General features: G+C 59.2%; 21 protein-coding genes, 1 tRNA gene and 1 pseudogene. 8 read left to right on the plus strand and 15 right to left on the minus strand.

Translation table 11 applies throughout. The features are described from left to right. Positions 1 to 23 precede the first annotated feature (23 nt). Positions 24 to 1,286, minus strand: coding sequence for a M18 family aminopeptidase (locus ABZS45_RS04310; RefSeq protein ID WP_412100783.1), 1,263 nt, complete (start codon positions 1,284 to 1,286; stop codon positions 24 to 26). 76 nt (positions 1,287 to 1,362) lie between these two features. Between ABZS45_RS04310 and ABZS45_RS04315 the strand changes: the two genes are divergently transcribed. Then, positions 1,363 to 2,166: a RecB family exonuclease gene (locus tag ABZS45_RS04315; RefSeq protein WP_412100784.1), complete on the plus strand. Its 804-nt coding sequence runs from the start codon at positions 1,363 to 1,365 to the stop codon at positions 2,164 to 2,166. 30 nt (positions 2,167 to 2,196) lie between these two features. On the opposite strand, the gene ABZS45_RS04320 is transcribed toward ABZS45_RS04315, so the two are convergent. From ABZS45_RS04320 to ABZS45_RS04360, 9 genes are all read right to left on the minus strand, one after another. Further along, positions 2,197 to 3,864 carry a formate--tetrahydrofolate ligase gene (locus tag ABZS45_RS04320; RefSeq protein WP_412100785.1) on the minus strand — a complete coding sequence of 556 codons (1,668 nt, stop codon included), beginning with the start codon at positions 3,862 to 3,864 and terminating at the stop codon, positions 2,197 to 2,199. Between the two features lie 62 nt (positions 3,865 to 3,926). Continuing rightward, positions 3,927 to 5,234 (minus strand): anaerobic C4-dicarboxylate transporter, encoded by a 1,308-nt coding sequence (locus ABZS45_RS04325; protein ID WP_412100787.1) that lies wholly within the window; start codon positions 5,232 to 5,234, stop codon positions 3,927 to 3,929. 301 nt (positions 5,235 to 5,535) lie between these two features. Then, positions 5,536 to 7,068, minus strand: a complete 1,533-nt coding sequence (gene aspA / locus ABZS45_RS04330) for an aspartate ammonia-lyase (RefSeq protein ID WP_412100788.1) — start codon at positions 7,066 to 7,068, stop codon at positions 5,536 to 5,538. 91 nt (positions 7,069 to 7,159) lie between these two features. After that, on the minus strand, positions 7,160 to 8,005 hold the full coding sequence (hisG, locus tag ABZS45_RS04335) for an ATP phosphoribosyltransferase (protein ID WP_412100789.1): 846 nt from the start codon (positions 8,003 to 8,005) through the stop codon (positions 7,160 to 7,162). A gap of 64 nt (positions 8,006 to 8,069) precedes the next feature. After that, entirely contained in the window at positions 8,070 to 8,333 is a 264-nt protein-coding gene (locus tag ABZS45_RS04340; RefSeq protein ID WP_010186658.1) for a phosphoribosyl-ATP diphosphatase, read from the minus strand. Positions 8,334 to 8,392: 59 nt separating this feature from the next. Further along, positions 8,393 to 9,118, minus strand: coding sequence for an HAD family hydrolase (locus ABZS45_RS04345; protein ID WP_412100790.1), 726 nt, complete (start codon positions 9,116 to 9,118; stop codon positions 8,393 to 8,395). After that, complete coding sequence (locus ABZS45_RS04350; RefSeq protein WP_412100791.1) at positions 9,119 to 9,502, minus strand: hypothetical protein; 384 nt, start codon at positions 9,500 to 9,502, stop codon at positions 9,119 to 9,121. Between the two features lie 24 nt (positions 9,503 to 9,526). Continuing rightward, positions 9,527 to 10,771: a cysteine--1-D-myo-inosityl 2-amino-2-deoxy-alpha-D-glucopyranoside ligase gene (gene mshC / locus ABZS45_RS04355; RefSeq protein ID WP_412100792.1), complete on the minus strand. Its 1,245-nt coding sequence runs from the start codon at positions 10,769 to 10,771 to the stop codon at positions 9,527 to 9,529. A gap of 50 nt (positions 10,772 to 10,821) precedes the next feature. After that, the gene (locus tag ABZS45_RS04360; RefSeq protein ID WP_412100793.1) at positions 10,822 to 11,673 is read right to left on the minus strand and encodes an undecaprenyl-diphosphate phosphatase; all 852 of its coding nucleotides are present in this window, start codon (positions 11,671 to 11,673) and stop codon (positions 10,822 to 10,824) included. A gap of 75 nt (positions 11,674 to 11,748) precedes the next feature. Here ABZS45_RS04360 and ABZS45_RS04365 point away from each other — a divergent pair, with 75 nt between their 5' ends. Together ABZS45_RS04365 and ABZS45_RS04370 are read left to right on the plus strand one after the other, a co-directional pair. Next, positions 11,749 to 12,780, plus strand: coding sequence for a hypothetical protein (locus ABZS45_RS04365; protein ID WP_412101137.1), 1,032 nt, complete (start codon positions 11,749 to 11,751; stop codon positions 12,778 to 12,780). Between the two features lie 47 nt (positions 12,781 to 12,827). Next, a complete protein-coding gene (locus tag ABZS45_RS04370; protein ID WP_412100795.1) occupies positions 12,828 to 13,940 on the plus strand; it encodes a quinone-dependent dihydroorotate dehydrogenase in 1,113 nt (370 codons plus the stop codon). Between the two features lie 82 nt (positions 13,941 to 14,022). Here the strand turns inward: ABZS45_RS04370 and ABZS45_RS04375 are convergent, their stop codons facing one another. Together ABZS45_RS04375 and ABZS45_RS04380 are read right to left on the minus strand one after the other, a co-directional pair. Next, the gene (locus ABZS45_RS04375) at positions 14,023 to 14,418 is read right to left on the minus strand and encodes a hypothetical protein (protein ID WP_216381938.1); all 396 of its coding nucleotides are present in this window, start codon (positions 14,416 to 14,418) and stop codon (positions 14,023 to 14,025) included. 23 nt (positions 14,419 to 14,441) lie between these two features. Beyond that, entirely contained in the window at positions 14,442 to 15,005 is a 564-nt protein-coding gene (locus ABZS45_RS04380; RefSeq protein ID WP_412100796.1) for a YbhB/YbcL family Raf kinase inhibitor-like protein, read from the minus strand. Positions 15,006 to 15,238: 233 nt separating this feature from the next. Here ABZS45_RS04380 and ABZS45_RS04385 point away from each other — a divergent pair. Further along, positions 15,239 to 15,324: transfer RNA gene (locus ABZS45_RS04385), tRNA-Leu, on the plus strand. A 204-nt stretch (positions 15,325 to 15,528) separates the two neighbouring features. Here ABZS45_RS04385 and ABZS45_RS04390 read toward each other — a convergent pair. Then, positions 15,529 to 15,855, minus strand: a pseudogene (locus ABZS45_RS04390) (IS256 family transposase); the annotation flags it as partial. Here ABZS45_RS04390 and ABZS45_RS04395 point away from each other — a divergent pair. From ABZS45_RS04395 to ABZS45_RS04405, 3 genes are all read left to right on the plus strand, one after another. Further along, positions 15,827 to 16,066 carry a hypothetical protein gene (locus tag ABZS45_RS04395; protein ID WP_412100797.1) on the plus strand — a complete coding sequence of 80 codons (240 nt, stop codon included), beginning with the start codon at positions 15,827 to 15,829 and terminating at the stop codon, positions 16,064 to 16,066. The pseudogene ABZS45_RS04390 and the gene ABZS45_RS04395 sit on opposite strands and share 29 nt — an antisense overlap. 164 nt (positions 16,067 to 16,230) lie before the next feature. Continuing rightward, the gene (locus ABZS45_RS04400) at positions 16,231 to 16,971 is read left to right on the plus strand and encodes a TVP38/TMEM64 family protein (RefSeq protein WP_412100798.1); all 741 of its coding nucleotides are present in this window, start codon (positions 16,231 to 16,233) and stop codon (positions 16,969 to 16,971) included. A 37-nt stretch (positions 16,972 to 17,008) separates the two neighbouring features. Beyond that, entirely contained in the window at positions 17,009 to 17,581 is a 573-nt protein-coding gene (locus ABZS45_RS04405; RefSeq protein ID WP_412100799.1) for a MarR family transcriptional regulator, read from the plus strand. Here the strand turns inward: ABZS45_RS04405 and ABZS45_RS04410 are convergent. Further along, the gene (locus tag ABZS45_RS04410) at positions 17,578 to 18,426 is read right to left on the minus strand and encodes a DUF3097 domain-containing protein (protein ID WP_070444785.1); all 849 of its coding nucleotides are present in this window, start codon (positions 18,424 to 18,426) and stop codon (positions 17,578 to 17,580) included. The genes ABZS45_RS04405 and ABZS45_RS04410 overlap by 4 nt on opposite strands. Positions 18,427 to 18,459: 33 nt before the next feature. Here ABZS45_RS04410 and ABZS45_RS04415 point away from each other — a divergent pair, with 33 nt between their 5' ends. Beyond that, positions 18,460 to 19,227 carry a hypothetical protein gene (locus tag ABZS45_RS04415; protein ID WP_412100800.1) on the plus strand — a complete coding sequence of 256 codons (768 nt, stop codon included), beginning with the start codon at positions 18,460 to 18,462 and terminating at the stop codon, positions 19,225 to 19,227. On the opposite strand, the gene ABZS45_RS04420 is transcribed toward ABZS45_RS04415, so the two are convergent. Further along, complete coding sequence (locus tag ABZS45_RS04420) at positions 19,224 to 20,342, minus strand: ferrochelatase (RefSeq protein ID WP_412100801.1); 1,119 nt, start codon at positions 20,340 to 20,342, stop codon at positions 19,224 to 19,226. The two genes, ABZS45_RS04415 and ABZS45_RS04420, sit on opposite strands and share 4 nt — an antisense overlap. Positions 20,343 to 20,346: the final 4 nt, after the last annotated feature.

Genomic DNA, 20,346 nt, shown 5'->3' on the forward strand with positions numbered 1-20,346 from the left:
CACATAGTTGAAGGTGGTAAGGATTAACCCACCAAGTATGCCTCAAGGGCGTTACCAAGCCATAGTTGGTCGCGCTCGCCCACCAACTCGCGGGCCGAGTGCATCGAAAGCATCGGAACTCCCACGTCGACGGTGGGGATGCCCAAGCGAGTGGCGGAAATCGGCCCGATAGTAGAGCCGCAGGGCACGTCGTTATTTCCCACGAAGCGCTGGGCCGGAACGTCCGCACGGCGGCAGGCGGATTCCCACAGGGCCACGGTGTGAGCATCGGAGGCGTAGCGCTGGTTGCCGTTGATCTTGGTCACAGGTCCCTGGCCGATGATCGGGTGGTGCGTGGGATCGTGCTTCTCCGCGTAGTTGGGGTGCACGGAGTGGGCGGCATCCGCAGACACACAGCTGGACCGCGCGAACATCTGGAAGCGCTGCTCCTCGTTTGCGCCGAGCGCCCGTGCCGTACGGGTAAGGATATCTCCCAGAATCGGGCAGCCCGCGCCATAGCGCGAGGAGGAACCGACCTCTTCGTGGTCGAAGGCCGCCATGACGAGGATGTCCTTGTGCTCAATTGAGTCGGCGTTGCGGGCGGCGGCGAGGAGGGCACGCAGGGAGGCGTGAACGGAAGAGAGATTGTCCATGCGTCCAGCAGCGATGAGCTTTTCGCCGGCGCCAAAGACCTCACCGCGCTGGGCATCGGCGGTAATGAGGTTGAAGGAAGCGATATCTTCCGGGGCGACGCCTAGCTGCTTGCCGACGACCCCCATCACCGACGTTTCCGGAGTGCCCACGGAGAGCACTGGCTGCATGTGGCGCTGGCGATCCGGTTTGAACTCATCCTTGCGGTAGAGGTGAATCGCCAGCGAGGGAAGACGAAGCAGCGGGCCGGTGTTGACCAAGTGGCGGGTGCCATCACGCAGGACGACTTGACCACCGACGGTGAGCTCGCGATCAAACCAGCTGTGGAGAAGGACTCCGCCATAAACCTCGACGGCTACCTGCTGCCAGCCGGCGGAATCGAAATCCGGGGTGGGCTTGAGAGCAAGACCGGGCGAATCAGTATGGGAGCCGATAATCCGGAAACCCGAATCCAGGCCAGCACCTTCGGGGACGAACCATGCCATGACCGCACCACCCCGGACCATGACGTGACCGCCTGGTGCAGCCGACCATTCGGCAGACTCGTCTTGGCGGCTAAAACCCGCATCAACGAGTGCGCGCGCTACCTCCTCAGCCGCGTGATAAGAGGAGGGACTGGCGGCGATGAAATCGAGAAAATCTTGCGTAGTGCTCATGCCTACTAGCTTGCCACGGACCGTCGGGAGATGCGGGCGGGAACGAGGTTGCCTATGCGCTAGGCTGAGGAACATTATGCCGAAAAGACTAGCCCTCTCCCCTTCCCGTGCCTCCGATTACAAGCAATGCCCTCTGCTCTATCGCTTCCGGGCCATTGACAAATTGCCTGAACCTAAGACAAAAGCTCAGGTCAAGGGAACACTGGTCCACGCTGTGCTGGAGAAGATGCACCAGCTGCCCCGCGAGCAACGTGAGTACCCGGCCGCGGTGAAAATGATTAAGCCCGAATGGGCGGTGATGCTCGACTCCGATCCGGAGCTGCGTGAATTGGTACCCGAGCCCGAGGAGCTGGATTTCTTCGTCGAAGCACGCCAGCTCATCAAGGGGTACTTCCAGATGGAAAACCCCCAAGGTTTCGACGCCCACGAGTGCGAGATGTACGTCGATACCGTTCTGCCCAACGGTGTGCCTGTCCGCGGGTTCATCGACCGCGTAGACGTTGCCCCCACCGGCGAAGTGCGCGTGGTGGACTATAAGACGGGAAAGAAGCCGCTTCCCCGGTATTCCCAGGACGCGCAATTCCAAATGAATTTCTACGCGCTGGTGTACTGGCGGCTGCTCGGCACCATCCCCACGCAGCTGCGGCTGATGTACCTCAAGGTCTTGGATTCGATGTTCCTCACGCCCGGGCCAGAAGAGCTCGAGTACTTCGAGCGTGACCTAGGCGAGCTCTGGGCCAAAATCGAAGGCGATGGCAAGGCCGGAGATTTCAGGCCGAAGACGTCAAAGCTGTGTGGTTGGTGCTCGTTCCAAGACCTCTGCCCGGCTTTTGGCGGTACGCCACCCGAGTATCCCGGGTGGCCCGACCAGACCTCGTAGAACGTCGCGCTGCGTAGACCGTGCCGCGGCTTAGAACAACCCAGAGATGGAACCGTCAGCGGCAACATCGATGTTGTTCGCTGCAGGCTTCTTGGGAAGGCCCGGCATGGTCATGACATCACCGGTCAGCGCCACGATGAAACCAGCGCCTGTGCGCGGCTGCAGCTCGCGGACGTGCAGGACGTGGCCCTCCGGAGCGCCGAGCTGGCTCGGATCATCCGAGAAAGAGTACTGGGTCTTGGAAATGACGACTGGGAACTGCTCCCAACCATTGTCCTTGATGTACTTCAAATCCTTCAACGCCTTGGAAGAATACTCCACCCGCTCGGCGCGGTAGATTTCCTTGGCGATGGTGTCGATGGAGGCCTCAATTCCCTCAGCGGGATCGTAGAGCTGGTGTGAGGAGCTTTGGGAGAGGTTGTTCAGAAGGCGCTCAGCTAGCGCAGTCGCCCCTGCACCACCCTTCGCCCACACCTCTGCTTCTTCAAGAGCCACGTCGAAGTCAGCTGCCCACTGACGCATGAACTCGCGCTCGGCCTCAGTATCGCTCCAGAAGAGGTTGAGCGCGACCACTGGCTTGAGACCGAACTTGCGCACGTTCTCTACGTGGCGCTCGAGGTTCACCACGCCTTTCTTTAGCGCCTCCAAGTTCTCGGTAGTGAGTTCCTCGCGCGGCTGTCCGCCGTTGTACTTCTGGGAGCGGATGGTCGCGACAACGACGGCGCCGGCGACATCAAGCTCACCAAAGCGGGACTTGATGTCCATGAATTTCTCGCCACCGAGGTCCGCCCCGAAACCTGCTTCCGTGAGGACGATATCGCCGAAGCGCATAGCAGTCTGGGTGGCCAACAGCGTGTTGCAGCCATGAGCGATGTTGGCGAAAGGACCGCCGTGGACGAAAGCCGGCGTACCGCCCAGGGTCTGGACTAGGTTGGGGTTCAGCGCATCGCGCATCAGGGCGGTGAGTGCGCCCTCTGCGCCCAAGTCGCGGGCGGTTACCGGCTGCTGGTCATAGGTGTAGCCCACAGTGATATCACCGAGGCGTTTCTTCAGGTCTGCCAAATCGGTAGCGAGACCGAGGATGGCCATGATTTCCGACGCCGCAGTAATGGTGAATCCGGTCTCCCCCGGCACTCCGTGCGCTGGGCCACCAAGACCGGTGACGACGTTGCGCAGAGCGCGGTCATTGACGTCAATGCAGCGCTGCCAGGTGATGCGGCGCGGATCGATGTTGAGGGCGTTGCCTTGGTGGATGTGGTTATCGATGATGGCGGCCAATGTGTTAGTGGCCGCGGCGATAGCGTGGAAGTCGCCGGTGAAATGAAGGTTGATGTCCTCCATCGGTACAACCTGCGAGTAGCCGCCGCCCGCAGCGCCACCCTTGATACCCATGACGGGGCCTTGAGAAGGTTCGCGAAGCGCGACGATTGCCTTCTTGCCAAGCTGTGTGAGGGCATCGGTCAAACCGATAAGTACGGTGGACTTTCCCTCGCCGGCTGGTGTCGGAGAGACACCAGTGACGAGTACCAGCTTGCCATCGGCGGGAATATCCCCAACCTGGGTGATATCCACCTTGGCTTTGTTCTGCCCATAAGGGATGAGGGCGGGCGCTGGGATTCCAGCGCGGGCGGCAATATCTGTGATGGGTTCGAGCTGGTGGGCTTGGGCAATGTCAACATCAGAAGGTTGCGTAGTCATGCCCACCAGCTTAGCGCTCTAAAGAAGCCTCTTGAGCAACATTAGATAATTTCTAGATGATGCTAAAGCAGGACCGCACCGAAGGCGTAGCACAGGAGGACAGACAAGGCGATGCTAACGGTGCCGGGGATGATGAACGGGTGGTTGAAGACAGCCTTTCCGATGCGGGTCGAGCCGGTGTCATCCATCTCAACGGCTGCCAACAGGGTCGGGTAGGTCGGCAGGATGAACAGAGCGGATACCGCAGGGAAGGCAGCCACAGCGGTCAGTGGGTTGACGCCGAGGGCCAGAGCCGCCGGCATGAGAGCCTTGGTGGTCGCGGCTTGCGAGTACAGCAGCGCCGCAGCAAAGAAGAGCACGACGGCCAGCAGCCAAGGGGCGGATTCGATGACGGAGCCGGAGATGGCCTGAATGTCCTCCATGTAGTGGTTAATGAGCGTGGTGCCCAACCAGGCCACACCAAGCACACAGATACAGGCGGACATGCCCGACTTGAACACTGGCGTATTAAGTACGTCGCCGGCGGAGATCTTGGTGATCATCACGATAAGGGTTGCGGCAGTGAGCATCACCGTCATGATGGCTTCATTGCGGGGCAGAGTCGGCTCTTCGATGAGTCCCACCTGAGAAGATGTCAGGGTGGCCCACAGCATAACGATGACGATGGCAACGAGGAAGATGATGACGGAGGTCTTAGCGCCCTGTACCGGGCTGTAATTCTGGGAGCCCTGCGGCATCTTTACCAAGCCTTGGGCCTTGCGCTCCTGGTATACGGGATCATCTTCTAACTCCGCGCCGGAACGGTTGGCAATCCACGCGGCAGGGAAAATGGAGAGAAATGTCGCCGGAATGAGCACGGCGAGGATCTGCAAGTAGCCCACGTTCATGGGCTCCAAGAGGGAGGCTAGCAACACCACGGCGGCGGAGATAGGCGAGGCACAGATGGCCATTTGTGAGGCCACCACAGAGATGGACAGCGGACGGGATGGGCGAACCTTGCCTTCCTTGGCCACCTCAACGATGACGGGAAGTGTAGAAAATGCCGTGTGGCCGGTACCCGCCAGAACGGTCATAAGCCAGGTCACGACAGGGGCATAGAACGTGATCTTCTTAGGATTCTTGCGAAGGAATTTCTCGGCGAGGTACACCAGATAGTCCATGCCGCCGGCGCGTTGCATAGCAGCAATGGCCGCGATAACGGTCATGATGATGCCGATGACATCGAAAGGAATGTCTTCGCGTGTAACGGGAACGCCGCTCAGGCCGAGAAGCAGGACGCCCAAGCCGCCGGCCATGCCAATGCCGATCGAACCAATTCGGGCACCGAGATAAATCGCCGCAAGGACGATGAGGATGTGCACTACAACCATTGTGTTACTCCAATATGTGCAGTTTAACTGCAGTATGGGTGGTAATTCGCGCGACGGTCAGTACACGACCATGGCGCGAGAACTGACAGTTTTTATTCTTCCTTATTGGTGTGGCTTTAGCGAGTATTCAGGCCCGATTGTGTCCGTTTACACACCCCCTTCGCTGGAAGGAGATCCAAGGGGCTTTAGACGTGGACAGCCACTGAAAGAAAACGACGCGCCCGCGCTACCTTCAACGAGGCAGCGCGGGCGCGTGGCGTGCAGCATCAGCGTTTCTATACGCTAGTGCTGTGGCACAGCTCTATTCGTCGATGTAGAGCTGACCGCGGAATTCTGGGTGCATAAGGTTCTCTACAGACAGAACCTTGTTGAGAGTCTCTTCGTCGAGCAGGCCCTTCTCCAGAACAAGCTCCTTGACTCCCTTGCCGGTCTTGAGGGACTCCTTAGCAATCATGTCACCGTTGTGGTGGCCGATGAACGGGTTCAGGTAAGTGACGATACCAATGGAGTTCTCCACGTAAGCGCGGCACACATCAGCGTTTGCGGTGATGCCCGTGACGCACTTCTCGCGCAGGGTATCGACGGCGTTGCCCATGATACGGATGGACTGGAACAGCGCCTCACCGATGACAGGCTCCATGACGTTGAGCTGCAGCTGGCCAGCCTCAGCCGCCATGGTGACGACGTGGTCATTACCGAAGATCTTGAAGCAGACCTGGTTAACAACCTCCGGGATAACCGGGTTGACCTTACCCGGCATGATGGAGGAACCAGCCTGACGCGGCGGCAGGTTGATCTCTGCCAGGCCAGCGCGCGGACCAGAAGACAGCAGGCGCAAGTCGTTAGAAATCTTGGCCAGCTTCATTGCCGCACGCTTGATGGTGGAGTGCAGCAGTACATAAGCACCACAGTCAGAGGTTGCTTCAATGAGATCGCGGGCGGTCTTAATCTCCAGACCAGTGACCTCGGACAGTGCGGCGGTGACCTGGTGGCGGTAGCCGGCCGGGGTGTTCACGCCAGTTCCGATAGCGGTTGCGCCGAGGTTGATCTCCAGCAGACGCTTCTGGGCGTCGCGCAGGATGGCCTGCTCTTCCGCAAGGTTGTGCGCAAAGGCCTTGAATTCATCACCAAGGGTCATCGGAACGGCATCCTGCAGCTGGGTGCGGCCCATCTTCAGGATGTCAACGAACTCATTGCCCTTGGCGTGGAATGCTGCCTGGAGGGTATCAATGCGCTCGATGAGGTCCTCCATGGCGTAGTAGATGCCCAAGCGGAAGCCGGTTGGGTACGCGTCATTGGTGGACTGGGACATGTTGACATCATCGTTTGGGTTGATGACGTCGTAGGAACCCTTTTCCTCACCGAGGTACTCGAGCGCCAGGTTGGCTACAACCTCGTTGGTGTTCATGTTGAGGGAGGTACCAGCACCACCCTGGAAGACATCCAGCGGGAACTGGTCCATGCAGCGGCCTTCTTCCAGGATCTGGTCACAAGCCCAGATGATTGCCTCTGCTTTCTTCTTAGGAAGGACGTGCAGACGGCGGTTAGCCATCGCGGTGGCCTTCTTGACCTGCACCATACCGCGGATGAAATCCGGGATGGTGTTGATGGTCACGTAGGAAATCTGGAAGTTTTCGATAGCGCGCAGCGTGTGAACGCCGTAGTACGCATCACTCGGAACCTCCACGGAGCCGAGAAGATCAGTCTCAGTACGCGTCTTCTTGCTAGACGGGGCCTTCGAAGACTTGTTAGTGGCCTTTTCCTCGACCTCAGACTTCACGTCCTTGGTCTCCTTGGCCTCTGGCTGAGCATCCTTCTTAGTTGTCTTTGCCATCGGGGCTGACTCCTTGCATAAAAATCGAAGAACGATGATGGTCAGCCACCATAGTAGCTAGGTGCGCGAATAAAATGTTTGGAATAACCCCCTAAAAGCGGGCAATGCGCAGATCTGAAGCGAGAATCGCTTCTGCTCCGAGCCCTTCGAGGCTGTCCATAACCTGATTCGCCAACTTGCGGGGAACCATGACGCGCACGGCGACCCAACCTTCCCGGGCCAAAGGAGAGATGGTCGGTCCCGTCAGACCAGGAGTCACTGCTTCGACCTCAGGCAGCTTTTCCTCTGCCACGTTGTAGTCGAGCATGACGAAGTGGCGTGCATTGAGGATTCCGCGGATACGACTGAGCACAACGTTCTCATCTGCAGTGACGTCTTCGCCCTCGCGCTTGATCACCACAGCCTCCGAAGTCACGATGGGCTCACCGAAGGGTTCAAGGCCCTGCTGGCGCAGTGTGGTGCCTGTGGAAACCACATCGGCAATGACATCTGCGACACCAAGGTGAATCGAAATCTCGACCGCACCGTCAAGGCGGATGACTTGCGCGTCGATGTCATTGGCTGCAAGGTGATCACGAACCACGTTGGGATAAGACGTGGCAATACGCTTGCCCTGCAGCTTGGCGACGTCCCACTCCTCCCCCGCCGGTGCGGCATAGCGGAAGGTGGAGCCGCCAAAATTCAGGGCTAGAACTTCGTTGAACTTTGCGCGGGAATCCAGTGCCAAATCACGGCCGGTGATGCCCAGATCCAGGACGCCCTGCGCCACGTAGATGGCAATATCCTTTGGGCGCAGGAAGAAGAACTCGACTCCGTTCTCCTCATCCACGACGTTGAGTGACTTGTTGTGCCCACGGCCTTTGTATCCAGCTTCCTTCAGGATTTCGAGGGCGGCCTCGGACAGAGACCCCTTGTTGGGGACGGCAATTTTGATCATTGGTGTGCGGTACTTTCTACGCTGACTGTGATGTTGGCTGTGTACTAGGACGGCAAGGGGCCGACTAAAGGTAGGAGTAAATATCCTCGAGCTTCAGGCCGCGCTTATGCGCCATAACCTGGAGCCAGTACAGCAGTTGCGACATCTCCTCAGCGAGTTCCTCATCAGACTGGTACTCGGCCGCAATCCACACTTCGCCAGCCTCTTCGATGATTTTCTTGCCCAAGTGGTGGATTCCTTTATCGAAGGCTTCCACGGTGCCGGAGCCTTCGGGGCGTTCGGCGATCTTCTGGGACAGTTCCTCAAACAGGCTTTCAAAATTCTTCACAAAAGAATATTCTTCCACACCGCTGCATAAAATTCTGCACCCCGGCCGAAATTCTCCGGCTACAGTGAGCGCAAGCGCTGATACCACTCATAAATATCGCGCGCCGTCGCACCTTCCAGGTGGCGGTGCCCACTGCCTCGCAGTTCGGCGATGACAGTGACCTCGTCTGGGACTGCAACATGCTCCCCTTCCGGCAGGCCAATGACCGTGCAACCCGCGTCAACCGCGGCGCGCATACCGGCCGCCGAATCCTCGAATACGAGGCAATCCTGGGGTCGAGCACCTACCCGGCGGGCAGCCTTGGCATACATATCAGGAGCTGGTTTGCCGTTGGGAACCTCGTCGCCGCAGATCGTGTCAACGAAATAGTCTCGGCCCAACGCCGCGATTGCGGAATCCGCCACGTAGCGCTCAGTGTTCGTGGTCACCATCATCGGCATTCCCGCATCCTTGAGCTCACCAAGAAGCTCCGAAATTCCCGGGAATATCTCGAGATGCTCGGCAAATAGCGACTTTACGTAGTCGAACATGAGCATGCGGTAGCGTTCGCTATCACCAGACTGGAGCTCGACGCCGGCTTTGTCAGCGCAGATCGCGAGCGTGTCCTCGAAGGTCGCGCCGACCGTCGCCAAACGCTCAGTAGGTGTCAGCCGGCGCCCCAACGTCTCGGAGAGGTAAAAGGTGGCCTCTTCCCATAAAGGTTCAGAGTTAGTGAGTGTGCCGTCCATGTCCCAGAAGATCGCAGCGGGACGACAGGTATGTGCTGTCTGATCGGTATCAGTCAATTAGAAATCCAGCTCCGGTAGCTGCGCGAGGGCTTCATCATCTGCACCTGTTGCTGCGGAGGCCGAGTGAATAAGCTCGGTGAGCTCCTCCTTCTCCTCCGGCTCAAGTACAGCGTCGGCATTCTTGCGGTTGAAAGCTGCGAGCTTCTCGACGGAAGGACGCACCGCAGCTCCCAGGAGACCACCATCTGGATCATCTGGAAGTTTATCCAGGTTCTCGAGGAAGGACTCCAAGATGGAGCGGAGGTCTGGGAGCACCGAAGCATCAAACGGTGCCTCCCAGAACTCCTTCTCCTCTTCCTTGAGGTAATCCCCGGTAGCGAAGGACTGCAGGTTGGATATGAACTCATCAACGGTGGGCTGGAATTCTGCACGAATCGTCATGAGCTAAATCATGCCTGAAGTTTCCTAGAGGCGCACGCCAAGCAAGGAATTAACTGCAGTGCGCAGCACATTAGATGCTTCTTCGGACGCATCCACTGCCCCTGGGGCATTCTCAGCCCACTGATCAAGAATCGCAATAGCGCGCGGGGTATCCACATCGTCTGCCAACGCTTGGCGCACGTTGTGGACAACGTCCTTGATCTCTTCCACGGTTCCTGGGTTTCGGGAGGCCGCGCGCCAGCGCTCCAAACGCTCCTGCGCGGTGTGCAGGACCTCGTCGGACCAGTCCCGGTCCTCACGGTAGTGGCTGGAGAATACTCCAAGGCGAATCGCAGAGGGATCAACGCCTGCCTCCACTAGCTTGTGGACGAAGACCAGGTTACCCAAAGACTTGGACATCTTGGTGCCCTCCAAGCCAATCATGCCGGTGTGCACATAGGACTGGGCCATGCGTTTGACACCACGGGCGGCCTCAGCATGCGCCGCAGAAAACTCGTGGTGCGGAAACTTGAGATCCGAACCTCCACCCTGAATATCGAAGCTGGAGCCGAGCCGGTTGGTCGCGATGGCAGAACACTCAATGTGCCAGCCCGGACGCCCCGGACCAAAAGGAGATTCCCAGGCGGGTTCGCCCTCGCGGTGGGCACGCCAAATCAAGGCATCTAGCGGATCACGCTTACCGGGGCGGTCCGGGTCACCGCCGCGCTCGGCAAAGAAGGTCTCCATCTGCTCCCGGGAACAATTCGATTCGTAGCCGAAGTTCCTCGTGGCCTCGATGGATGCGTAGACGTCCGGATAGTCGGGGTCATCGACGACGTAGGCTGCACCTGCGTCGAGAAGCGCCTGCACCATCTCCGTGATCTCATCGATGGCTTCCATCGCCCCAACGAAGTGCTGCGGAGGAAACACAGAGAGCAGTTCCATGTCGGAGCGGAAAAGATTGATCTGCGAGGTACCCAACTCGCGCCAATCCACGCCATCGCGCTCCGCGCGTTCGAAGAGCGGATCATCCACGTCGGTGATGTTCTGGGCGTAATTCACCTTGTAGCCGTTATCCAGCAGCTGGCGGTAGATCAGATCAAAGGTGAGATAGGTCGCCGCATGGCCCAGGTGGGTGGAGTCATACGGGGTAATACCACAGACATACATGGTGGCGGTCTCCCCCTCGATGTTGAGCTTTTTTACCTCTTCATCAGCGGAATCATAGAGGTGAAGCGGCGACGGGGCGCCAGGTACGGAATCGATGTGCGGGACAGGCCAAGAGTGCATGGGCACCATCCTAACGTGTACTGACTCCGCAACTGGCGCATGCCCGGTTATTAAGGGGCGAGCACTCCGAGGCCCAGCAAGAGCATGACGAGGAGCCCGACAGGGATGCGGTAGGCCGCAAACCACTCGAATGAATGGCTACCCACGAACTTCAACAGCCACGCAATAGACGCATAGCCGACGACGAACGCGATGAGCGTGCCGACGAGCAGTTGGGCGCCGGTGGCAGATTGCCCCACGGTGGGGCCAAAGGCGTCGCCAAGCGAAAACAGGCCCGAAGCCATAACCGCAGGAATGGCGAGGAGGAAGCTAAAGCGCGTCGCCACCTCACGATCCAAGCCCAAAAAGAGGCCGCCCGAAATCGTGCCTCCCGAGCGCGAGACACCTGGGATGAGAGCCAAGCACTGGCATAGGCCCATGACGATGGCATCGCGCATCGTCAATTCCTCGAAGCTGCGTTCCTTTTTGCCCACCCTCTCAGCGATGATGAAGACAACGGAGAAAAGCACGAGCATGGACGCCGTAATCCACAGGTTGCGCAAGTTATCCCTGATCAGGTCCTTGCCCAGGACGCCGAGGATGCCAATCGGGATTGAGCCGACGATGACCATCCACCCCATGCGGTAGTCCTGGCCACGCTGCTCCTTGTGCACGAGACCTATGAACCACCCTTTGAGGATCTGCCAGATCATTCCCGCGAAGTACACAATCACTGCTAACTCAGTGCCGAGCTGGATAACGGCAGTAAAGGAGGCGCCGGCGTCCTGCCCCCAAAAGAGCGTGGAGACGATGCGTAGGTGCCCCGAAGAGCTCACGGGGAGGAATTCGGTGAGGCCTTGGACAAGAGACAAGACGATGACCTGTACCCATGTCATGGCGTCAGTTGTAGCTGTTGTAGTCACCCGCGACAGCCTACTAGCGCGGTCCATGGCTTCCGGTTTCCACCACGCTGACTGCTAGGATGAGGGATCGTGAAAATGCGTCGAGTCCTGCTTTCTTCTGCCCTTCTTGCCAGCACATGTGCCCTTGCCGCCTGCAATCCCACGGAAGGGGTTGGCGGGGACCCCAACTCGGCGGTCTATGGCAAGGCTGAACCCGCTTCTTCCCCAGAGTCATCGAAGCCAGTGGGCACCGTCGTGCCCTACACTGCCGTGACTGACCTCGCGGCGGTGGGTGATACCCTCGCCGTGCGCACCGAGGATTCCCTCGCTGTAGGTTCGGCTGCGGACTTTGAGGAAGAAAAGGCCACGCAGATTTCCGTCGATCAGAAGTGCGGCGACCTGACTGCTTCTGACAAGCATTTCCTCCTCGCGTGTGGGGAAAAAGTCTTGCTTATTGATCCGTCTCAGCCGGATTCCCCTCAGGAATTGGCAGTGGATGAGGAGCAGCCAGTAACGGTAGCCGCGGAGGCTTCCAGCGGTGAAGTATTCGTTGGTTCAAAGGACTCGGCCACCGTCGGCGTGTACCGCGACGGGGAACGCAGTACCGGCATCACGGTGGAGGCCGGTTCGGATCAGCTCATTTCCGTTCCTGTTTCTGATGGTGCGGACGGCATCGTCCGCGTCTTAAGGGAAGACTCGACGATTCAATCTCTCGATTGGGAAAAGGACCGTGCGGGCGGGCGTCTTCGCGTAGGCCAGGGCGTCGGCCAGATCTCCGGCGGCGAAGGGGCCGTGGTCGTGGCATCGGACACCGTAGGCAAACGCGTGGCTATCTACACTGCCAGCGATGTTATTCGCCTGCACCAGTACGGCAACACCGACGGCACACCGTGGGGCGTGGCTTGGGATGCCGGCCGCACACTGGCGTGGGTAACCACCACCGATAACAACCATCTCCACGCCTATACCGTTTCCGCGGGCGTCCCAGAAAACGTTGGCACCATGGACACTGTAGCTGATGCACGCACGATTGCTGTGCTGGGCGACGGCACCCTCGTCACCGCCTCCGCATCCGGTGAAGGCCTCCAGTTCATCACCGATCCGCAACTCGACGCATCACCGCGCTAGCATCCGGTCTCAAAGACCTCATTCGCAACCTCAGCTAAGGACACTTCATGCAGTACTCCGCCCTTGACCGCGCCCGCCATGCTGCCTACCAGGCAGCATTGAAGGGAATGTTTAAACTCGACCCAGAGCGAATCCACGGAATCATCAACGGCGGGCTCGCTATCTTCCAAGCCGGTGGCCCGCTCAATCGCGCGCTGGGAAAGGTGGTACCGGTTAATGATCCGGTATTGGAGCAGGAAGTCTTTGGGGTGCGTTTCCCACGCCCGCTAGGGTTGGCGGCCGGCTTCGACAAGAACGCGGCGGCTGCTGATGTCTGGACCCCCGTTGGCTTCGGCTATGCCGAGCTGGGCACCATCACCCCGAAGGCGCAGCCCGGAAACCCTGCTCCCCGCCTGTTCCGACTCAAGGCGGACAAGGCAATCCTAAACCGCATGGGCTTTAACAATGAGGGTGCTCTGGCCGCCGCGCGCAATCTACGCAAGCGCCGCTACAACGATGTCGTGGGCATCAACATTGGCAAGAACAAGGTCACCGACGCCGACCATGCTGTGGATGACTACCGTCAATGCGCATCTGTGCTGGGGGATCTGGCCGACTATGTCGTGGTTAATGTGTCCTCCCCTAATACCCCAGGATTACGTGACCTGCAGGCAGTGGAGTCTCTCCGCCCCATCATGGAGGCCGTGGTGGCATCAACTTCTTCGCCGGTCTTGGTCAAGATTGCTCCCGATCTCAGCGATGAAGATATTGATGCCGTGGCGGATATGGCCGTGGAAGTTGGCTTGGCCGGAATCGTGGCTACCAACACCACTATTTCCCGCGAGGGCTTGAAAACCCCGTCTGACGAGGTCGCTGCCATGGGCGCGGGTGGCGTGTCGGGCCCTCCGGTGGCTGCACGTGCGCTGGAGGTACTGAAGCGCCTTCACACCCGCGTGGGCGATGAACTGGTGCTGGTCTCGGCGGGAGGAATCTCCACGCCGGAGCAGGCATGGGAGCGTATCACTGCCGGTGCCTCGCTGCTGCAGGGCTACACCGGACTGATTTACGGTGGACCGGATTGGATTCGCGATATCCACCGCGGCATTGCCCAGCAGATTCACGCGCACGGCCTCAGTAACATCTCGGAGGCAGTTGGCTCCGGCCTGGGATGGATCGACTAAGACCCCGTAGAGTTTTTCGAGGGGCTCAGCCCTGTCGATGAAGCGAAGCGCGGATGGGGCTTCCGCGCTTTAAGCGTTTCGCTTAACGCAGTGTGCGGCGGATAATGACCGCGCACAGGCCTGCAGCCACGGCGTAGAGGAAGACCACGTACTGCCCCATCGTGGTGAGGACTGTACTGGGCAGTGCGCGGCTAGCAATGATGAGCACCAGCGCCAGGACTAGCGCAATGATTTGCTCGCGGCTGCCGCGCTGATCGCGGCGTTGGGTGCTGAATGCACCGACGAGCAGCGCCGCACCAACGATGGCGAGGCGGCGCCATGTCCATTCAAAGGTGGCGCCCCAGCCGTCGGTGAAAATCGATACGAGCCCAAATAGTGCTAACACGGCGGCCAGCAACATGAAAGCGCCGCCCACGCGCAGGGCGGCGGGGATATCTACTCCGTCAGTCGTGGGGTTGGTATCCGAATTCCTAGTCATTGTGCCGAGTTTAATGGGCCGTATTAATGGGCCTCGTACCAGCCCCAAGTAATCGCGCGGCCGAGGGTGTGGATGAAAAGGTTAAACCCAAGGACCGTCGGCGTTGCCTCCGGGTCGATGTCGAGGCGCTCAACGTCGACAGCGTGGACCGCAAAGAGGTAGCGGTGCGGGGAATGACCAGCTGGCGGCTGGGGACCGTAATAAACGCGCTGGCCGGAGTCTCCGCGCAAGCTGATGACACCTTCATGCCCAAGGTCTTCCGCGGAGCCTGCTCCCGTAGGAAGCTCACGTACGTCAGCCGGAATATTGAACGCAGCCCAGTGCCAGAAGCCGGAACCCGTCGGAGCGTCCGGGTCAAAGCAGGTGACAGCGAAGGACTTGGTTCCCTCGGGTACGTCCGACCACGAGAGTTGCGGTGAGATGTTCTCAGGAGCGCGGAAGCGCTCTGCGATCTCTGCGCCCTCTTCGATATCGGAGGACGTGACGGTAAACGCGGGGACATCTCCCAGCGGTGCATAAGGGTCCGGGCCCGGAAAACGGGAATCGGTGGCGTAGCTCTCAATGGAATCTGAAGTGTTCTTAGTCATAGATCCATTTGTACCGGAAAGCTAAAACCCGCGCCGGCATTCGGCCTTGGGTTATCGACATAAACTCAACCTCAAACTTGAGGGCCTGCTCGAGGGTCTAGCAAGTTTCATCAGTGTGTTTTCAACACTCAGAATAAGCTTTAAAACACTGTTTGAAGTGCTGATTTGTGAAGTTATGCCAATTCGGGATACAGTATGCGAGTGCCCAGCCGAGAGGCTGAACAAACACCCTAGCCCGGGTGGCGGAATGGCAGACGCGCTAGCTTGAGGTGCTAGTGTCCTATTAACGGACGTGGGGGTTCAAGTCCCCCCTCGGGCACAAATAGAAACCCCGTGTTTCACATTGTCAGAAATGACAGGTGAGTCACGGGGTTTTCGTCTCGGTACAGTGGGTGCGTATGAACGCTACTTTTACCTATCTCGATCCTTTCACCGCCCAGCGCCATGTAGTCGAAGCCCCCGGCTTAAGGGACATTTCGTGTGGATTTGCGGCGTGTCGCACTAAGGGACATTTCGTGTGGATTTAGGAGCGTCCGGCCCAGCCTTTTCTTACGCCTAAGCTGGGGTTCCACTCATTGTCGATGCCGGTATCGAATGTGGCAGGTCGCCCGTCTGGGTGGCCGCGTCGTTTGAGTTCTTCTTTTGCCCAGGCTGCGCGTGCTGCTTTTTCTCCTTGGCGTCCGAAGTCTTGTTGCTTGGCTAACTCCAGTGGCGCTACAGGGTCTTCGGTGTGGGTGTAGAGCCACCAGTCCATGGTGATGCGCTGATGCTCATCGAACATGCCACGATGGTTTCCTGCTAGGTCTTTGAGCTGTTTGTTGATGCCGCCTTCTAGTAGGTTCGTGGTGGCCCCCGAGGGCTCTCAGTATGTTGTGGTTAAACGGCGCGGTGACGCCGTCGTTAATGGCACAGTGATGAGCTTCCACGCCACCCATGCGCAAGCCCGCGATGCGGTCATGAGCGGCCTCACAGAGGAATTGCGGCACGCTGCGGACAACGAACCCGTTTATGTCACTCATGCTCGCTTGCGGGGTGAGTACGCTCGTTACGCAGACTGCTAAGCTGCCGGGCTGCTAGAAGGTTCCGATTCTTCCGCTACGGTCGCCTTCTTCTTCGACGTGCCATAACTGTAAACAGCCTCTATGGGCCCGCAGACACCGCGACTCGCGGGTGCGTTGGTGTTCAATGAGGATTTTGGCCTCACTCTGATTAAGCTTGTAGCCCTATGAAAACTGGTTGGGTGCACAGCGTCGGTGACTTTTGTACGTCTTTGGCGCGCTCGGCTTGGCAGACATGCCGCCGCTGGACGTGGAAGCGTTGGGCGGCGGTAATCCTCACCGGCACGGCGCTGGTGATACTTGCCGTGTTTGTCGACGTCCCCTCTCTCGCTGCGCTCCGTTCTTGGTCGCAGCACCTCGGGCCATGGTTCCTCATCGCCTTTGCCGGCGCCTATATCTTCTTCACGCAGTTCCCCATCCCCCGAACAGTATGGACTTTAGCCGCGGGGCTCCTCTTCGGCCCGTGGCTCGGGCTGGTCATCTCCCTCGTCGCACTGACCATCTCCGCCACTGTTTCCCTGCTGATAGTCCGCAGCCTGCTTGGTGAATGGATTCGCCCGCATCTCACACACCCAGCGGTGTATGCCATCAATGCGCGCCTGGACCGCCGCGGTTGGCTCGCCGTGGCCTCGTTGCGGATGGTCGGTGGAGTTCCGTTTTCCTTATTAAACTATGTCGCGGCCCTCACCCCAATTTCGGTCCTGCAGTTTTCCATCGCCACTCTCATCGGTTCGATTCCTACGACCGCCATCGGTGTCTTTTTCGGGGACGCGCTCACCGGTAAGACAAGCCCCTACACCATCGTTGGCTTTGTCCTCGCCGCTGCAATCGGAATCGCCGGGCTCATTTTAGACACGCGTTTGCCGATCGAGCCCGGCATGCAGCAACCGGTCAAGCGCAAGGGGTAGACTAAACGTTGTTTCTCGCTGGAAGGAGTCTCTCACTGTGCTAGCAGTCCATGCCCGCTACCGCGGTCGCTCGGTGCGCCGCGCCGATTTGGTCCAACGCTCCGCTGCAGCGCTGTCCACGCTGGAGGGCATCGGTGAATTCGAGGTCCTGGGCGTCGAGGATATTTGCGCCGTTGCTTACTCCTCTTCCGCGGTTTGCGATGTCGTCATGGCACTCCTTGCGGACGGTGACTGGGCCATCGGTATCGGTGTTGTCCCGGGCGAGGGCGCTGGAGATGCCGAGACGCGCGCCGTCGCTACCGCTGCCGTGAAGGGATCGGCACGCGCGGGGCATGTCTACGCCAAGGTTGATCGGCGCGGGCGGGCGCAGGAAGCGCAGGATATTGCAGCGGCCTTCGCTCTCCTCGGCTTCGTACTCACTAAGCGCACGATGGAAGGGCGCGAGGCTACGTCCCTAGTGCGCGGTGGATTGAACCAGAATGAGGCCGCCGAGGAATTGGGTATCTCCAAACAGGCTATGTCCCAGCGCCTCCAGGCGGCAGGCTGGGCAGCGGAAACCGCTGGGTGTCAGCTCGCGGTGAATCTCATCGACCGAGTGAATTCGAACTAAAGAAGATCTTCTTTGCGCAGCTCCGGCGTCGTGACGAAGTCTACGAGACGTTCTACAGCGCCGATGAGCGTGGAATCGAGATCCCGGAAGGAATTGACGGCATTATAAACACGGCTCCAGCCTTCCTTGGGATCGGACCAGCCCGTTCGCCGGCAGATACCAGTCTTCCAGTCCTCCCCATAGGGAACTTCGGGCCAGGCGCGCAGCCCTAGGCGCTCAGGTTTGACGGCTGCCCAGATATCAATGAAGGGATGTCCGGTCACGAGTACGTGCTCGCCCACCGTTTGCGTCAACCGCGTTTCCTTTGAGCCTTCTACGAGGTGATCCGCGAGAACTCCCACGCGGCGCCCCGGCCCGGGCTGGAATTCAGCGAGGCGTTCCTCGAGGTTGTCTAGACCCTCGAGGTATTCGACTACCACGCCCTCTACGCGCAGGTCGTGCCCCCAGACCTTCTCCACGATCGCCGCATCATGGATACCTTCGACCCAAATGCGCGATGGCGCGGCTACTTTCGCCTCAACGTTCTCAACGCGGCGCGATCCAGAGTTTGACTTTCTGGGCGCTTGTTTCTCGACGTATCTCGTCAGCGTCACCGGCTGCCCCTCCACAAGGAAGCCGCCCTTGACAAGTTTGAATACTCGCTCGGTACCGTGACGATCTTCGAGGCGCACGACTGGCCCCCACGCGGTCTTGTCCACGCCCATCACCGCCCCCACGAAATCGTCTCCCCGAACTTCGACGACCAGCCCCGGTTCTGCGGGTACCTCGGGGTATTCGGTTTTCTTGTTGCGTGCATGTCCGGCGAAAATGTCGCCGCCGTAAGGATCCCGGGAATTCAAGCTCATAGCGGTCTACCCTATCGTCTACACTGTCCAGCCATGGATATGCGCGCCGAAGTCTGGTCCCCTGTACAAAACGTCGCCGTCTGGCTTGGCGCGTGGCTGTGGGGACACGAATCCGCCGATGATTTCCTTGATGCACTCCGCGAGCTAGGCGGGGAACAGCAGGGGGCGAACGGAGAACCCTTCCTTGATGTTATGTCACTTCTTCGACGAGAAACCATCTCCATTATCGAGCGCGGTGAACGCGAGCCCCTCCTGCGACTCATCCTTTCTGGCCCAGGCGAGGCGCCAGCACTACCGGCGGGCTCGGATTCGGCGCGTGCAGCGGCTAATAATCCGGCCGGCGCTATCGTGGTGCGGACCAACGATAGAGACCGTCATTTAGTGCTGGTGCCCTCTTATGCCCACGGCGCCACCCAGTGGATGGTAATTGAGGAAACTGCTGCGCTCCCCTCACCTGCGTGGCTAAGCCCGGGCGAGGCTGATGCGCTTTTGAGCGCCGCGACGAATGAATCCGCAGCACTCATCGAGGCTCTTGGCTACCGCAGGGATGCTCTCCCCAATCCGCGGCTGACGGTGGGAACTCTCAGTGACTTCTATGACACTCCGGGCTTACCCGCTGCGGTGCCGGGGCGCGCGGCAAAACTTTTTGCGCGCGCTGATCGTGTCGCGGCCATCATCGAGACAGTGACCGACCGCATCCAGGACCACAGTCTCGATCCACAGCTGCTGCGCCTATGGCGCCACATCCGTCAAACGCGAATGGCTGGCGTGACCTACGCGCTCACGGATTTCGCGCGTTAATGCGGCTTGTGCAGCGACCAGATATCGCAGCACCCTTCAGCGCAGGGGGCACCATCGACGGTGCAACCTTGGACAGTGACGTCTCCGAGAGAAACGGGCTCGGTCCCCTGCTCCAGCTCATCGATGAGGTCCACGATGAGCGAGGCGAAACGAGTGGTTGGACCAGCGGTGTGGGTGCGATAGACGCTAACCCCCATCTCCTCGGCGGCTTGCTTCAGTTCTGAATCGAGGTCCCAGATGACCTCCATATGATCGGAGATGAATCCGATGGGACACACGACGACGCCGTCAACACCGTCCTCTTGGTGGATAAGCGTCGTGTGGTCGACGATGTCCGGCTCTAGCCATGGAGTAGCCGGGTTGCCTGACCGCGACTGCCATACAAGGTCATAGTCCTCCACCCCTGCTGCCTCGGCGACGAGACGGGAAGCTTCCGCCACCTGGCGGGAATAAATGTGCTTATCCCCTTCAGCACCCCCCACTGCATCGTGCGCCGTTGGAACTGAGTGGGCAGTAAACAGCATGCGGGTGCTAGCCAGCTTGTCTTCTGGGACCTGTGCGTAGGCATCTCGGACCGCGGCAGCCATCTCTTCGATGAACTTCGGGTGATCGAAGAACTGACGAAGCTTGGTGAAGGTCATGGCGGGCAAGTTCTTGTCTTCGACGTACTTGCGCAAAGCGACGATGTCTTCGTTGTATTGACGGCACGCACTGTAGCCACCCCACGCCGAGGTAGCAAAGACAGCGACGTTGCGCACTCCGTCGGCGGCCATTTTCTCGACAGCTTCTGTTCCGAAGGGATGCCAGTTACGGTTACCAAAGTAGACCGGTAGATTATGTCCGCGAGCCTTGAGCTCCGCGGCTACGTTGTCAATAATCTCTCGGTTCAATTCGTTCAGGGGGCTTTTACCACCGAAGTGAAAGTAGTGCTCCCCAACTTCGATAAGGCGCTCGCGCGGAATGCCGCGGCCACGGGTAACGTTCTCCAAAAACGGGACGACCTCCTCGTTTGCTTCCGGGCCACCGAAAGAAAGAACGAGGAGGGCGTCGAATGAAGAGGGCACCGAATCGGTGCTGTGGGCGTTGCCCTGGGCAGTACGCAGTGTGTCAGTCATGCAG

Origin of the sequence: Corynebacterium aurimucosum, from assembly GCF_046895345.1 — a bacterium.
In the GTDB taxonomy this organism is placed as follows: Bacteria; Actinomycetota; Actinomycetes; order Mycobacteriales; family Mycobacteriaceae; genus Corynebacterium; species Corynebacterium aurimucosum_G.